We start from the raw sequence: 14251 nt of genomic DNA, 5'->3' as shown, positions 1-14251 counted from the left end.
TGATCCTTAGCTGGCCGAGGTGCCGTGGGTGACGAGTCGCCCGAGCCCGGCGATGGCGCGGTCGAGCACGAAGCCGATGATGCCGACATAGAACAGCGCCAGGATGATCTCGCTGATGTGCGAAGAATTCCACGCGTCCCAGATGAAGAAGCCGATGCCGACGCCGCCGATCAGCATCTCGGCGGCGATGATCGCCAGCCACGACAGCCCGACGCCGATCCGCAGGCCGGTGAAGATATAGGGCGCCGCCGACGGCAGCATGATCTTCCAGAAGAACTCCAGCGGGTTGAGTTGCACCACCGCTGCGACGTTGCGATAGTCCTGCGGAATGTTGCGGATGCCGACCGCGGTGTTGATGATGATCGGCCAGATGGAAGTAATAAAGATCACGAAGATCGCCGAGGGCTGGCCGTCGCGAAATGCGGCGAGCGCCAGCGGCAGCCAGGCCAACGGCGGAATGGTGCGCAGCACTTGAAACAGCGGATCGAGCCCGCGCATCGCCCACACCGATTGCCCGACCAGGACGCCGAGCCCGATGCCGGCGACCGCCGCCAGCGAGTAGCCGAGCGCGACGCGCTGCAAGCTCGCCGACAGATGCCAGAACAGCCCCTTGTCGATGCCGCCGTGATCGAAGAACGGATCGAAGATCAGCTCCTTGGTGTCGTTGTACACTTTCGACGGCGGCGGCAGCGTCGAGCCGGTACGCCGGCATACCAGTTCCCAAAACAGCATCAGCAGCGTGATGACGATCAGCGGCGGGATCACGCGGGCCGCGGTGTCGCGCGCGATGCGGCCGTAGCTGTCGCGCCATGGCCGGCGGCGCGGTGTGATCGCGACCACCGGCGCGTTCGCGGCCGCGGCCGGCATTATCGTCACGCCGTCGTTCCTGATTGCTGGCATGGTCATCGCTGCTACCTCGTGATCGAAATGGGCGGGTGCGGATTGCGCGTTGCGGCCCGTATGCTCAGGGGTTCAAGTTGATATGAGCGGTGCGGCAACTCGACCCTCTCCCCGCGCGCGGGGAGAGGTGAAGTCCGTGCCTGCAATTGGCCTTGTCGAACAACTTGCAACATCATCTTCTTCCCGAATGCAGTTCAGGCTTCCACGCGTTTGATCGACAGCGATTTCAAGTAAGCGGCCGGATTGTCCGGATCGAACACCTTGCCGTCGAAGAAGGTCTCTTGGCCGCGCGAGGTCGACGCCGGCAGCGCGGCGACGCCGAGCGCCTTGGCGGCGTCGCGCCATAGATCCTCGCGGTTGACCTTGCCGATCAGCGCCTTGGCGTCGAAGTCGGGGGCGTATTTGCCCCAGCGGATATCCTCGGTCATGAACCACAAATCGTGGCTCTGATACGGATAGGAGGCGTGGTCGTCCCAGAACCGCATGATGTGCGGGCTGTTGTCGACCACGCGGCCGGTGCCGTAATCGAACTTGCCCTTGACGCGGTCGGTGATGTCTTCGACCGGGCAGTTGATCCATTGCCGCTTGCCGCAGATCGCGGCGACCTCGTCGCGGTTTTCCGGCTTCTCGCACCATTGCTGCGCTTCCAGCACCGCCATCAGCAGCGCCTTGGTGGCGATGGGATATTTGTCGACATAGGCGGCGCGCATGGCGAAGGATTTTTCCGGATGCTTGTTCCAGAGTTCGCCGGTAGTGAGCGCGGTGTAGCCGATGTCCTGGTGGATCAGCTGCAGATTCCACGGCTCGCAGACGCAGAAGCAATCCATGGTGCCGACCTTCATGTTGGCGACCATCTGCGGCGGCGGCACCACGATGGTTTCGATGTCCTTGTCGGGATCGATGCCGCCGGCGGCGAGCCAATAGCGGATCCACAGATCATGGGTGCCGCCGGGGAAGGTCATCGCCGCCTTGATCGCCTTGCCGGCGGCCTTCTTCTTGTCGAGCGCGGCCTTGAACGGCGTCGCATCGACGCCGACCTTCAGATCGCCGTACTCCTTGGCGACCGAGATGCACTGGCCGTTGAGGTTGAGCCGGGCCAGGATGTACATCGGCGTCGGCTGATTGTTCTGCGTCACCTTGCCGGAGGAGATCAGGTAGGGCATCGGGGTCAGGATATGCGCGCCGTCGATGCCGTTGCCTTCCGAGCCGAGCACCAGATTGTCGCGCGTGGTGCCCCAGGAGGCCTGCTTCTGCACCTCGACGTCGGGCATGCCGTATTTGGCGAACAGGCCTTTCTCTTTGGCGACGAACAGCGGCGCCGCATCGGTCAGCGCGATGAAGCCGAGCTTGGCGGCCTTCACCTCAGGGCCTGCGCCTTGCGCGAAGGCGCCGGCGGGGAAATTCAGCTTCGCCGCGGCGAGTAGCGCCGCGGAGCCGGCGCCGGCTTTCAGCAATTGCCGACGGCTGAGCTGGTTGCGGCCGGTGCTGTGCTTGGTGTTGGTCATCCTCACCCCTTCCTCGTTGTGCCCGCGCCGGTGCTGGCTGGCGCTGCCGTTCAGGTCCGATCGCGAGGGCCGAAAACAAAAAAAAGCCGCCGCCTGGAATTCGCTCGCGCGCGTTTCCAGGACAGCGGCATTGCTGTCAGACCATCGATGAACGTCAGGCTCCGCGTCGGCGCCCTCGCCGTAGTGTAGCGAATTCCGTGCCAACTACTCGCGGTTACGGAAATCTCAATATCAGCAAATGATTAGTTGGTTCGGCCGGCAGTTCCCGGCGATCGGCTCCGGGCGCCGAACGCGACGCGCTTGGGCAGCGCGGCCCGAATAATGTGCAGTGCGAAGCCGCGCCTGGTGTTTACCCGGGGCGCCGGCACGCCGCGAGATAGCCGGCGATATCGTCGGGATCGAACGCCGGGCCGGTGAAGGCGCCGATGCCATCGGCGGGCTCCGAGACGGGCGGCGGCGCGGTCGGGCCAAGCGCGGCGTCGTAGAGATCCGGCCGGAACACCGCCTTGGCGGCGGCGAGTAGGTCGTTGGACAGCGGCGCCTGTCCCCAGCGCACCATCTGGGCGTAGAACCACGCCGCCTGCACCGGATCCGGTCGCGCCGCGCCGTCGCGGCCGACCAGCAGATAGCGGTCGCTGGGCCGCACGGTGCCGTCCGGCGCCACCCGCATCCGGCCGTCGAGCGTGCGCAGGATCAGTTCCGGCGTGACTTCGATGCGGCCGGGAGCGGTCAGCAGCGCCGCGACCTCGTCGCGGTTGCCGAGGTCCTCGATATAGTCCGCGGCGCGGGCGTGGGCGCGGACCAGCGCCATCATCACATCAGGATTTTCCGCCGCCCAGGGCGCGCGCACCGCCAACAGCTTCTCGGCGACCCGCTGCAACAGTTCCGAGGTGAAGTGCAGCACGTGGCCGATGCCGAGATCGATCGCGACCGAATTCCATGGCGCGCCGACGCAGAAGCCGTCGAGATGCTTGTTGGCGAGGCTGTCCACCATGAACGGCGGCGGCAGCACCACCAGGCGCACGTCCTCGTCCGGGTCGACGCCGCCCGCCGCCATCCAGAACCGCAGGTCGTAATTGTGGGTGGAGAACGGAAACGTCATGCCGAAGGTCAGCGGCTCCAGCGCCTTTTGCTTGCGCTCGGCGATGACGCGGGCCAGCGCGCGCGCCGTCACCAGCGGATCGAGCAGGTCGCCGTCGGCGGCGGCTTTGATCGCGGCGTAGAGGTCCGGCGACACCGTGATCGCATTGCCGTTGATGCCGAGCCCGAAGGCGGAGACGATCGGCACCTTGACGTGGCCGATGCCGAGGCTGGAGGCGATCGCGATCGGCGCCAGGATATGCGCGGCGTCGAACATCCCGATGTTGAGCTTGTCGCGGACATTGGCCCAGGAAATCTCCCGCACCAGTTCGACGTCGAGCCCTTCCGCGGCGCAGAACCCCTTGTCGACCGCGACGATCAAGGCCGCGGCATCGACCAGCGGGATGAACCCGATCCGCAAGCGCGTGCTCATTTCAACATCTCCGACGCGGTGATCACCGACTGGGCGATCTCGGCGATCTTCTTCTTCTCGTTCATCGCCGCACTGCGCAGCATCACATAGGCCTGCTCTTCGGTGAGCGACTTGGCCTTCATCAAAATGCCCTTGGCGCGGTCGATCACCTTGCGGTCGTCGAGCGCGGTCTTGGCGCGGTCGAGCTCGCTCTGCAGTTTGGAGAACGCGTTGAAGCGCGAGATGCACAGATCGAGGATGTGCTTCATCCGCTCCTTCTTCAGCCCGTCGACGATATAGGCGGAGACCCCGGCGTCGACCGAGGCCTGGATCGAGGCGGTGTCGCTCTGGTCGACGAACATCGCGACCGGCCGCTTGACGATGCGGCTGACCTGGAACATCTGCTCCAGCATGTCGCGGCTGGGGTTCTCGAGGTCGATCAGGATGACGTCGGGGTCGATCTCATAGACCCGCGCCAACAGATTGGTGGTGGCCTCCAGATGGATCACCTGCGACACGCCGGCTTCGCGCAGCCCATCCTTGAGGATCGCGGCCCGCACCGGACTTTCATCGACGATGACGATCTTCAGCGGGGATTCCATGGCGCGACGTCACTCAAAGGCTGTCGAAGCAAGACTCCCCGATCGCTTAGGCGAGATCGAGCCCGCCCGCAACAGCATCGGCGGCGCGCGCCGGCGCGGCACCGTCGGCGATCGGCTCGGCCAGGATGCAACGCGCGGTGCGGTTCGGCCCGACCTGGACGTCCGGCGGCAGCGCCTCGACGCAGCGCGGCTGGGCGTAGCGGCAGCGCGGCGCGAACGAGCAGGCGGTCGGCGCCTTGTCGAGCGATGGCGGGGTGCCCGGGATGGTTTCCAGCCTCGCGCCGCGCTTGGCGCCGTGCACGGTGGAGGCCAGCAGCCCCTGCGCATAGGGATGCAGCGGCGTGCGCACGATCTGGCTCAGCGTTCCTTGTTCGACGATCTGCCCGGCATACATCACCGCAACGCGGTCGCAGATCTCGATCGCCACGCCGATGTCGTGGGTGACGAAGATCACCGACATGCCGAATTCGCGCTGCAATTCGCGCAGCAGCAGCAGGATCTGGATCTGCACGGTGGCGTCGAGCGCGGTGGTGGGCTCGTCGGCGAGCAGGATCTTGGGCTTGCAGGCCAAGGCCAGCGCGATCATCGCGCGCTGCCGCATCCCGCCCGACATCTCGTGCGGATAGGCATCTAACCGGCGCTTGGCCGACGGGATCCGCACCACTTCGAGCATCTGCAGCGCGCGCGCCTGCGCCTCGGCGTGGCTCTTGCCTTCGTGGCGCATCACGCTTTCGGCGATCTGCCGGCCGATGGTGTAGACCGGGTCGAGCGCCAGCGCCGGCTCCTGGAAGATCATCGACGCGGTCTGGCCGCGAAACGCCGACAGCCCGTCATCATCGAGCGCCAGCACGTCTTGGCCGAGCACGTTGACGGAGCCGGAAATCTGCGTGCGCTTCTTCGGCAACAGCCGCATCAGGGCGCGCAGCGTCACGCTCTTGCCGGAGCCGGATTCGCCGAGCAACCCGAGCACTTCGCCCTCGCCGAGCGACAGGCTGAGGTCGTTCACCGCATGCACGGTGCGTTCGCCGGTGAAGCGGATGTTGAGATTTTTGACCTCGACCAGGTTGCTCATGCAAGCTCCGGCGTCTTGCTGTGAAAGTCGGTGGCGCGCTGCCAGGCTGCGCCGATCCGCAGCAGCATCGCCTCGTCGAACGGCTTGCCGATGACTTGCAGCCCGACCGGCAGACCGGCTGGGGTGAACCCGCAGGGCAGCGCCAGCGCCGGCAGGCCGAGATAGTTGATCGGCCGGGTGAAGCGAGTCAGCCGCTGAATCACCGCCTCGGCGTCGAGCGAATTGCCGACGTCGCTCTCCGCGATGGTCGGCGCCGCCACCGGCGCCACCGGCGCCAGCACCGCGTCGACGCCAGCCGATGCTGCGAGATGCGCGGCGAGCGCCGGACCGCGCCAGCGCATCGCTTCGAGATAGGTCACGGCCGGAATCGCCAGCGCGTTCTGCAGCCGCATCAACACTTGCGGGCCGTAGTCCTGCGGCCGCTCGATCATCCAGCTTGTGTGAAAGCCGGCGGCCTCGACCGCGAGCACCAATTGGCACGCCGCCGAGAGCTGGCGCTGGTCGGGCAGCTCGACCTTGACGATGTCGGCGCCTTCGCGTTGCAGCGCGGACCGGGTGTCGTCGAGCACCCGCGCGACTTCGGGATCGAGGTCGTCGACATAGAACGCGCTGGGAATGCCGATGCGGACGCCTTGTAGCGATCCTTTAGTCGCGGCGAGATAGTCCGGCACGGCGCGCGTGCTGCAGGTCGGATCGGCGGGATCGGCGCCGGCCATCAGGCCGAGCAGCAGCGCGCAGTCTTCGGCGCTACGCGCCAACGGCCCCACGGTGTCGAGCGATTGCGACAGCGGCATCGCGCCGGCGCGGCTGACGAGGCCGACCGTGGTCTTCAAGCCGGTGACGCCGCAGAAATGCGCCGGCATCCGGATCGAGCCGCCGGTGTCGGAGCCGAGCGCCGCATAGGTCAGTCGTGCCGCCACCGCTGAGCCTGAGCCGGACGATGAGCCGCCGGTGATGTGGTCAAGGTCCCAGGGATTATGCACCGCGCCGAAATGCGCGTTGTGGCCGGTCGGCCCATAGGCGAATTCCGACATCTGCAGCGAGCCGAGCCGCACCGTGCCGGCATTCTTCAGTCGTTGCAGCGCCGTCGACGTCGTGGTCGCCACGAAATCGCGGCGGATCTTGGAGCCGCAGGTCACCACAAAGCCCTGGTCGTAATACATGTCCTTGTGCGCCAGCGGCACGCCATGCAGCGCGCCTTTGTTGTCGCCATGCGCCAGCGCGACATCGGCGGCGTCGGCCGCGGCCAGCGCGTCCTCGGGCTCGATCGCAATGAAGGCGTTGAGTTTGGGCTGCAAGGCCGCGATGCGGTTCAGGCAGGCGAAGGTGGCTTCGCGCGAGGAGAATTTCTTCTGCGCGATCGCCGTTGCGATTTCGCTCAGCGACAGCAGCGCCGGATCGCTCGCGCTCATGACGCGGCCTTCGCATTCTGCACCACGACGAAGCTTGCCGGCTCCAGATCGAACGGCAAGGATCCTGCGATCGGCGCGAAGCCCTCGAACGCCGGGCCGATCGAATTGGCGATCCGCGCCGCCACTTCGTTGCTGACGGTGACGCCGGCCACCGCCGCCATCGCCTTGATCGTCGCGGACTCAGGTTTCGTCGACATCGTTCTGTACTTCCTTGGCTGGCGCGCGGCTGTGTCCCGAGCCGGGGATCGCCATGGTGCAGGCGGCCTGGTGGCCGGTCGGATTGAGTTCGGTGAGCTTCGGCGTGGCGCCTGAGCACAGCGGCTCGGCGAACGGGCAGCGCGGGTGAAACCGGCAGCCCTTCGGCGGATCGATCGGGTTCGGCGGGTCGCCGGTGATCGGCGGCACCTGCGTGCGATGGTCGGGATCGGACGATGGCATCGCCGCCAACAGCGCCCGCGTATAGGGATGCGCGGGGGCGTCCCACACCTCGTCGACCGGGCCGACCTCGACCACTTCGCCGAGATACATCACCAGCACCCGGTCCGAGATGTAGCGCACCACGTTGAGGTCGTGGCTGATGAACAGATAGGTCAGGCCGAATTCGCGCTTCAGGTCGACCAACAGATTGAGCACCTGCGCCTCGACCGATTTGTCGAGCGCCGACACCGCTTCGTCCAGAATCACCAGCCGCGGCGACAGCGCCAGCGCGCGGGCGATGTTGACGCGCTGGCGTTGACCACCCGAAATCTCGTGCGGATAGCGGTTGGCGAAATTCTCCGGCCGCAAGCCGACCTTGCCGAGCAGTTCGCGCGCTAAAACGCGCGACGCGGCGTCGGCCATGCCGTGCACCTTGGGACCGAACGCGATGGATTCCTCGATGGTGAGCCGCGGGTTGAGCGAGGCGTAGCTGTCCTGAAACACCATCTGCATGCCGCGGCGCAATTCGCGCAACGAGAGCTGGCGCCCGACCTGCCTCGCGTCGAAGATGATCTCGCCGCTCGAGCTCGGCATCAGATGCATCAGGAGGCGCGCGGTGGTCGACTTGCCGCAGCCGGATTCGCCGACGATGCCCAGCGTCTCGCCCTTGGCGATGGCGAACGAGACGTCGTCGACCGCGCGCACCGTCTTGCTCGGCGCGAACGGCCCGCCGCGCACCGGGAAATGCTTGGTCAGGCCGTTGACCTTCAACAGCGGCTGCGCGACGCCGCCGATGTCTTCGATCGGCTCCAGTTTTTCGATTGCGTCGAGTGGGTCGAGAATGTCGGTCATGCCATCAATTCCTGATGTCCATCGCGCTGCGCATGCCGTCGCTCAAGAGGTTGAAGCAGATCGAGACCGCGAAGATCATCGCGCCGGGCAAGGCGGCGACCCATGGATTGACGTAGATCGCGGTGCGCAGCGTGTTCAGCATCAAGCCCCATTCCGGCTCCGGCGGTTTGGTGCCGAGCCCGAGGAACGAGAGGCCGGCGGCGAGGATCATCGACACCGAGATCAATCCCGTGGCGTAGACGAAGATCGGCCCCAGTACGTTGCCGAGCATATGCACCCGCATGATGGTGAAGGCGTCGGCCCCCGACGCCCGCGCCGCCTCGACGAAGTCCATGTTGCGCACCCCGGTGGTGACACTCTCCGCAACGCGGGTGATCTGCGGCACGAACACCACGGTGAGCGACACGATGGAATTGGTGATGCCGGCGCCGAGCGCGCCGGAGATCGCGATCGCCAGCAGCACCGAGGGAAACGCGTAGAACACGTCGACGGTGCGCATGATCGCGGTGTTGAGCTTGCCGCCGACATAGCCGGCGACGAGGCCCAGCGAAGTGCCGATGCCGAACGCCAGGATCACCGGCAGGATGCCGATCAGCAGCGACAGCCGGCCGCCATAGACCAGCCGCGCCAGCATGTCGCGGCCGAGCTCGTCGGTGCCGAGCAAGTAGTTCGGCGTGCCGATCGGCTTCAGCCTTCGGATCATCGAGCCCTGATAGGGATCGGCAAGCCCGAGCCACGGCGCCACCAGCGCCGAGACGAAGATCAGCAACAGGATCAGCGCGCAGCCCATCGCCACCTTGTCGCGGCGCAGCCGGCGGCCGACCGTGGCCCAATAGCCGCGCGCTGGGGTAGCAGGAGCGCTCTGCAGCGCGGTGTCGGTCATCGTGGTCATCGGCGGCCCATCCTGCTCAGCTCCGCTTGATGCGCGGATCGATCGCGGCCTGCGCGATGTCGACGACGAGATTGAGAAACACGAAGAACAGCGCCAGCACCAGGATGGTGCCCTGCAACAGCGGCAGGTCGCGCTGGAAGATCGCGGAGTTCAACAACAGCCCGGAGCCCGGCCAGGAGAACACCGTCTCGATCAGGATCGAGCCGCCGAGCATGTAGCCGAGTTGCAGCCCCATCACGGCGAGCGCGGTGGGTGCAGCGTTCTTGATGACGTGCCGGAATACGCCGGTCTCGCGCAGCCCCTTGGCGCGCAACGCCTCGACGAAATCCTGCGACAGGATATCGCCGGTCAGTGCCCGCACCGTGCGGGTGACGATGCCCATCGGAATGACGGAGGTGGTGATCGCCGGCAGCACCAGATATTTCAGGTGCTCCCAGTCCCAGCCCCATTGTCCGGAGCCGCCGGGGCCGGCGCCGACCGCGGGCAGCCAGTTCAGCTGCACCGAGAAGATGATCACCAGCACCATGCCGAGCCAATAATGCGGCACCGAGACGCCGGCGATCGCGATCGAGGTCGCCACCTTGTCGATCCATGTGTCACGGAAGTAACCGGCGACGAGGCCGAAGAACAGCCCGAACGAAAAGCCGATGGTCGCCGCCGCAATCGCCAGCGTCACCGTGTTGCCGACCGCGCGCAGCACTTCGGCGAGCACCGGGCGGCCGGTGGCGATCGAATTGCCGAGATCGCCGTGCAGCGCCTTCCACAACCACAGCCCGAACTGCACCGGCAGCGGCCGGTCGAAGCCGTAGGCGACGCGCAGCTGCGCGGCCAATTCCTGCGAGGCGTCGGCGGGCAGCACCGCCACCAAAGGATCGCCGGGCGTGATGTGCACCAACAGGAAGCACACCAGCGCGACGCTGATCACGATCGGGATCACATAGACGATGCGACGGGCGATATAGATGAACAATGCGGTTCTTTCATCAGATTGTCAGCAGAGCGTGTCCCGGACGTCGTGCTGCGCCGTAGCGCAGCGCTACGAGCCGGGACCGTTCGAGAGACGGCATTTGCTACGGTCCCGGCTCGCGGAGCGGCATGAAGAATGCCGCACCGCGTCCGGGACACCTTGATCACGGCGCCAGCGTCACCGGCGAGAAGTCGACGAACCAGCTCTTCGGCTGCACGAAGCCCTTGACCTTCGGGCTCAGCGCCCGCGGTCCGACGTCGTGGGCGACGTAGAGGAAGGCGGCGTCGTCGACCGAGGCGGCGTGCAGTTCGGCCAAGGCTTCGTCGCGCAGCGACGCGTCGAAGGTGGTGCGCGCCTTGGTCACCAGCGCGTCGAACTTCGGATTGTTGATGTAGCCCCAATTGTTCGACACCGGCGGCGCCATCGAGGATTGCAGGAAGCGCACCATGGCGAAGAACGGGTCCATCGCCGCATAGGTGACGTTGGTGGCGTTGGCGCCGTTGGCGGAGGGATCCTTGGTGCCGCGGCGCCAATTGGTGAACAGCGTATTCCATTCGATGACGTCGAGCTTGACGTCGAAGTAGCACTCGGCGAGCGCCTGCTGCAGATATTCGTTCATCGGCAGCGGCAGCATCTGGCCGGAGCCCGACGCCGAGGTCTGCACCTTGACGCTGAGCTTCTTGCTCGGGCCGAAGCCCGCTTCCTTCATCAGCTTCTGCGCCGCCGGCAGGTCGTATTTGATCTGGAATTCCGGCTTGCCGCGCCACGGATGGCCGGGCTCGAAGGTGCCGGTTGCCGGCACCATCAATCCGGCGAGCAGGCCGTCGCGCAGGCCTTCGCGATCGATGCACAGATTGGCGGCGCGGCGCACCCGGATGTCGTTCCAGGGCGAGCCTTCGACGCGGGAGAACTGCCACGGCCAGACATGCGGCTGCTCGTTCTTCTCGATCTTGAAGCCGCGCGCGGTGATCTCCTTGACCGCGTCGGGCGCCGGCGCCTCGATCCAGTCGACCTGGCCGGACAACAGCGCCGCGGTGCGGGCGTTGGCTTCAGGCATCGGCAATAGCACAAGGCGGTCGACATGCGGCACCCGCGCCGTGTCCCAATACTTGTCGTTCTTGATGAGTTCGAGCCGTTCGCGCGGCGTGAACTTCGACATCTTCCACGGCCCGGTGCCGGAGGCGTCCTTGGCGAATGACGCCCAGGCCGCCTGCGACTTCGCCTTGGCGTCGCCGCCCTGGGCCTTCTCGTACAGCGCCTGCCACTTGCTCGGGCTCGCCATGAACAGGTTGGTGAGGTTGATCGGCAGGAAGCTGTCCGGCTCCTTGGTGGTCAGCTCCACCGTCATGTCGTCGATCTTCTTCGCCGAGATGAGCGTCGGCATCCGCGACGCGGTGACGCCGACCTGGCTGGCGTCGAATTGCGGCGCGTCCTGCTTCAGCACCTTCTCGACGTTCCACACCACGGCGTCGGCGTTGAACGGCGCGCCGTCATGGAAGCTGACGCCGGGGCGCAGCTTGAACGTCCACTTGGTCTTGTCGGCGTCGTTCACCGCCCATTCGGTGGCGAGGCCCGGGATTACCACGCTGGCTTTGGTTGCGGACGACAGGTCCCACATCGTCAGCGCGTCGTACATCGTGAGGCCGGTGAAGCGATTGCCTTCGAAGCCCTGATCGGGTTGCCCGAGCGTGCGCGGCACATCCGCAGCAGTCATGCCGATGCGCAGCACGGTTTCCGCGCTCGCCGATTGTGGCAACGCGAGCGTGCTCGCAGTGGTCAGCATGAAGACGGCCGCGGCGGTTTGCCGAGCGACATAACCAATCATACGCATGCAAGATGTCCTTCATCGGGGCTGCTAAAAACTTATGCTGCCTCATGCAACGGCTGTGCCAGCGAAATCGAAACGCGTACGTCTGGCGGACTCACACGTTTGCGTCATCGCATCGGTCACAGCGCGATGCTGGCATCATCGTTGCAGCCTAGCCGCCACCATTCCTGTGGAGCTGAGTGTTTTCAATGACCCTACGAAAATCCATCGTCGTCGCTGCCGCCGTCGCGATCGCCGCAATTAGTTCGGCGCGCGCCGAGTCTGTGGTGCGTTACGGCATCTCGATGGCGGACATTCCGCTGACCACCGGGCAGCCCGATCGCGGCGCCGGCGCGTATCAATTCACCGGCTATACGATCTACGATCCGCTGGTCGCCTGGGAGATGAACGTGGCGGATCGGCCCGGCAAGCTGGTGCCCGGGCTCGCAACATCATGGAAAGTCGATGATGGCGATAAGAAAAAATGGCGATTTACCTTGCGCAAGGGCGTCAAGTTTCACGACGGAAGTGTATTCAATGCCGATGCGGTGGTCTGGAATTTAGACAAGGTGCTGAACGATAAGGCACCGCAGTTCGACAAGCGGCAGAGCGCGCAGGTCAAGACCCGGCTGCCGTCGGTCGCCAGCTACACCAAAATCGACGACGACACCGTCGAAATTACAACCAAGACGGTCGACTCCTTCTTCCCTTACCAGATGCTGTGGTTTCTGGTGTCGAGCCCGGCGCAATACGCCAAGCTCGGCAACGACTGGGACAAGTTCGCCGCACAGCCGTCCGGCACCGGCCCGTTCAAGCTGACCAAGCTGGTGCCGCGCGAACTCGCCGAACTCACCCGCAATGATGAGTATTGGGACAAGGCGCGGCTGCCGAAGACCGACAAGCTGGTCTTGGTGCCGATGCCGGAAGCGCTGACCCGCACCAACGCGCTGCTCGCAGGCCAAGTCGATCTGATCGAGACGCCGGCACCCGACGCCGTGCCGCAGTTGAAGTCGGCCGGCATGAAGATCGTCGACAACGTCACGCCGCACGTCTGGAATTATCACCTCAGCGTACTGCCCGGTTCGCCCTGGACCGATGTGCGGTTGCGCAAGGCGCTCAATCTGGCGATCGACCGCGACGCCGTGGTCGGTCTGATGAACGGCCTCGCCAAGCCCGCCATCGGCCAGGTCGATCCGTCGAGTCCGTGGTTCGGCAAGCCGAGCTTCGCCATCAAATACGATCCCGCCGAAGCCAAGCGGCTGGTGAAGGAAGCCGGCTATTCGCCGGAGAAGCCGTTGAAGGCGACATTCATCATCGCCAATGGTGGCACCGGCCAGATGCTGTCGCTGCCGATGAACGAATTCCTGCAGCAGAGCTTCAAGGAGATCGGCGTCGACGTCGAGTTCAAGGTCGTCGAACTCGAAGTGCTCTATACCGCCTGGCGCAAGGGCGCGGCCGACGACAGCATGAAGGGCATCACCGCCAACAACATCGCTTACGTCACCTCGGATCCGCTCTACGCCATCGTGCGGTTCTTCCACTCCGGGCAGATCGCGCCGGTCGGCGTCAACTGGGGCGGCTACAACAACCCCAAGGTCGATGCCTTGATCGACGAGGCCAAGACCACGTTCGATCCGACCAAGCAGGACGAATTGCTGGCGCAGGCGCACAGCCTGATCGTCGACGACGCGGTGCTGGTCTGGGTGGTGCACGACACCAACCCGCACGCGCTGTCGCCGAAGGTGAAGAGCTTTGTGCAGGCGCAGCATTGGTTCCAGGACCTCACCACGATCGGGCTGCAATAGCGCGATCCGCCTGGCGCTCGCGGCAGGCGCGAGCTTCGCGTCTGCCGGCGAGGGAACTAGAAGGTAAAATCGGAATTAGCCTCCCAATCGGAAAGCCTTTGGAGGCCCCCATGTTCAACACCAGATTTCGCGTCGCCGCCCTGATCTTCTCGATGACCGCGGCGGTGCTGTTCTTCGCCGGTCTGTTGACCGTGCTGTTGATCCCCGCGCTGGCGGTGCGGTCGATGGAACTGATCCCCATCGTCGTCATCGCCAGCTTCGTTCTCGCCGCGCCCCTGGCGTGGGGTCTGGCGCCGCGGTTGCGCGCCAGGTTCGAGCGCCGGCGCAGCATGCGCGGCGGGATCAGCGTTCCGCTGTAAGCGTCCGGCCGTGTTGCGAGGGCAACGGCCCGTTTGATCTGAGACGACGGATTACGGGGATGGGCAACATCCCCGCAATCCACCCCAGCGCCGCGTCGCGCGGAATCGCCGGGCATCCGTGATAGACCTTCCCCCATTCAAGAAACCGCGACCTTCCGGCGACGCGCAA

Annotated in this window: 13 protein-coding genes; 2 read left to right on the top strand and 11 right to left on the bottom strand. The window is 65.5% G+C overall.

All coding sequences use genetic code 11. The annotated features are described in order from the left end of the window. Positions 1-6 precede the first annotated feature (6 nt). From ntrB to HNR60_RS17620, 11 genes are all read right to left on the bottom strand, one after another. The gene (gene ntrB, locus HNR60_RS17670; RefSeq protein WP_184259929.1) at positions 7-906 is read right to left on the bottom strand and encodes a nitrate ABC transporter permease; all 900 of its coding nucleotides are present in this window, start codon (positions 904-906) and stop codon (positions 7-9) included. 188 nt (positions 907-1094) lie between these two features. Further along, on the bottom strand, positions 1095-2405 hold the full coding sequence (locus HNR60_RS17665) for a CmpA/NrtA family ABC transporter substrate-binding protein (protein WP_184259926.1): 1311 nt from the start codon (positions 2403-2405) through the stop codon (positions 1095-1097). Between the two features lie 349 nt (positions 2406-2754). Next, the gene (locus tag HNR60_RS17660; RefSeq protein ID WP_184259923.1) at positions 2755-3918 is read right to left on the bottom strand and encodes a CmpA/NrtA family ABC transporter substrate-binding protein; all 1164 of its coding nucleotides are present in this window, start codon (positions 3916-3918) and stop codon (positions 2755-2757) included. After that, positions 3915-4499 (bottom strand): ANTAR domain-containing response regulator, encoded by a 585-nt coding sequence (locus HNR60_RS17655; RefSeq protein WP_184259920.1) that lies wholly within the window; start codon positions 4497-4499, stop codon positions 3915-3917. Before HNR60_RS17655 ends, HNR60_RS17660 begins: the two co-directional genes overlap by 4 nt. Positions 4500-4545: 46 nt before the next feature. Beyond that, a complete protein-coding gene (locus HNR60_RS17650; protein ID WP_184259917.1) occupies positions 4546-5571 on the bottom strand; it encodes an ABC transporter ATP-binding protein in 1026 nt (341 codons plus the stop codon). After that, a complete protein-coding gene (locus HNR60_RS17645) occupies positions 5568-6983 on the bottom strand; it encodes an amidase (protein WP_184259915.1) in 1416 nt (471 codons plus the stop codon). Before HNR60_RS17645 ends, HNR60_RS17650 begins: the two co-directional genes overlap by 4 nt. After that, positions 6980-7180 (bottom strand): hypothetical protein, encoded by a 201-nt coding sequence (locus HNR60_RS17640; RefSeq protein WP_184259912.1) that lies wholly within the window; start codon positions 7178-7180, stop codon positions 6980-6982. The genes HNR60_RS17645 and HNR60_RS17640 overlap by 4 nt, the downstream gene beginning before the upstream one ends. Further along, entirely contained in the window at positions 7164-8252 is a 1089-nt protein-coding gene (locus tag HNR60_RS17635; protein ID WP_184259909.1) for an ABC transporter ATP-binding protein, read from the bottom strand. Before HNR60_RS17635 ends, HNR60_RS17640 begins: the two co-directional genes overlap by 17 nt. A 4-nt stretch (positions 8253-8256) precedes the next feature. Further along, positions 8257-9144 (bottom strand): ABC transporter permease, encoded by an 888-nt coding sequence (locus tag HNR60_RS17630; RefSeq protein ID WP_430694978.1) that lies wholly within the window; start codon positions 9142-9144, stop codon positions 8257-8259. Between the two features lie 16 nt (positions 9145-9160). After that, entirely contained in the window at positions 9161-10114 is a 954-nt protein-coding gene (locus tag HNR60_RS17625) for an ABC transporter permease (RefSeq protein WP_184259896.1), read from the bottom strand. Between the two features lie 160 nt (positions 10115-10274). Continuing rightward, positions 10275-11894, bottom strand: coding sequence for an ABC transporter substrate-binding protein (locus tag HNR60_RS17620; RefSeq protein ID WP_246432989.1), 1620 nt, complete (start codon positions 11892-11894; stop codon positions 10275-10277). A gap of 233 nt (positions 11895-12127) precedes the next feature. Between HNR60_RS17620 and HNR60_RS17615 the strand changes: the two genes are divergently transcribed. Both HNR60_RS17615 and HNR60_RS17610 read left to right on the top strand, forming a co-directional pair. Then, positions 12128-13723, top strand: a complete 1596-nt coding sequence (locus HNR60_RS17615) for an ABC transporter substrate-binding protein (protein WP_184259890.1) — start codon at positions 12128-12130, stop codon at positions 13721-13723. Between the two features lie 110 nt (positions 13724-13833). Then, on the top strand, positions 13834-14082 hold the full coding sequence (locus tag HNR60_RS17610) for a hypothetical protein (RefSeq protein ID WP_184259887.1): 249 nt from the start codon (positions 13834-13836) through the stop codon (positions 14080-14082). The last annotated feature ends 169 nt before the right edge of the window (positions 14083-14251 follow it).

Source organism: Rhodopseudomonas rhenobacensis (genome assembly GCF_014203125.1).
Lineage (GTDB): Bacteria > Pseudomonadota > Alphaproteobacteria > Rhizobiales > Xanthobacteraceae > Rhodopseudomonas_A > Rhodopseudomonas_A rhenobacensis.
Note: the sequence above shows the minus strand (reverse complement) of the source record. Positions and strands in the feature narration are given on the sequence as shown.

What these genes read in the sequence shown, in the direction of transcription:
- ntrB (WP_184259929.1), bottom strand. Translation starts at nt 906, where the DNA reads ATGACCATGCCAGCAATCAGGAACGACGGCGTGACGATAATGCCGGCC.
- HNR60_RS17665 (WP_184259926.1), bottom strand. Translation starts at nt 2,405, where the DNA reads ATGACCAACACCAAGCACAGCACCGGCCGCAACCAGCTCAGCCGTCGG.
- HNR60_RS17660 (WP_184259923.1), bottom strand. Translation starts at nt 3,918, where the DNA reads ATGAGCACGCGCTTGCGGATCGGGTTCATCCCGCTGGTCGATGCCGCG.
- HNR60_RS17655 (WP_184259920.1), bottom strand. Translation starts at nt 4,499, where the DNA reads ATGGAATCCCCGCTGAAGATCGTCATCGTCGATGAAAGTCCGGTGCGG.
- HNR60_RS17650 (WP_184259917.1), bottom strand. Translation starts at nt 5,571, where the DNA reads ATGAGCAACCTGGTCGAGGTCAAAAATCTCAACATCCGCTTCACCGGC.
- HNR60_RS17645 (WP_184259915.1), bottom strand. Translation starts at nt 6,983, where the DNA reads ATGAGCGCGAGCGATCCGGCGCTGCTGTCGCTGAGCGAAATCGCAACG.
- HNR60_RS17640 (WP_184259912.1), bottom strand. Translation starts at nt 7,180, where the DNA reads ATGTCGACGAAACCTGAGTCCGCGACGATCAAGGCGATGGCGGCGGTG.
- HNR60_RS17635 (WP_184259909.1), bottom strand. Translation starts at nt 8,252, where the DNA reads ATGACCGACATTCTCGACCCACTCGACGCAATCGAAAAACTGGAGCCG.
- HNR60_RS17630 (WP_430694978.1), bottom strand. Translation starts at nt 9,144, where the DNA reads ATGACCACGATGACCGACACCGCGCTGCAGAGCGCTCCTGCTACCCCA.
- HNR60_RS17620 (WP_246432989.1), bottom strand. Translation starts at nt 11,894, where the DNA reads ATGCTGACCACTGCGAGCACGCTCGCGTTGCCACAATCGGCGAGCGCG.
- HNR60_RS17615 (WP_184259890.1), top strand. Translation starts at nt 12,128, where the DNA reads ATGACCCTACGAAAATCCATCGTCGTCGCTGCCGCCGTCGCGATCGCC.
- HNR60_RS17610 (WP_184259887.1), top strand. Translation starts at nt 13,834, where the DNA reads ATGTTCAACACCAGATTTCGCGTCGCCGCCCTGATCTTCTCGATGACC.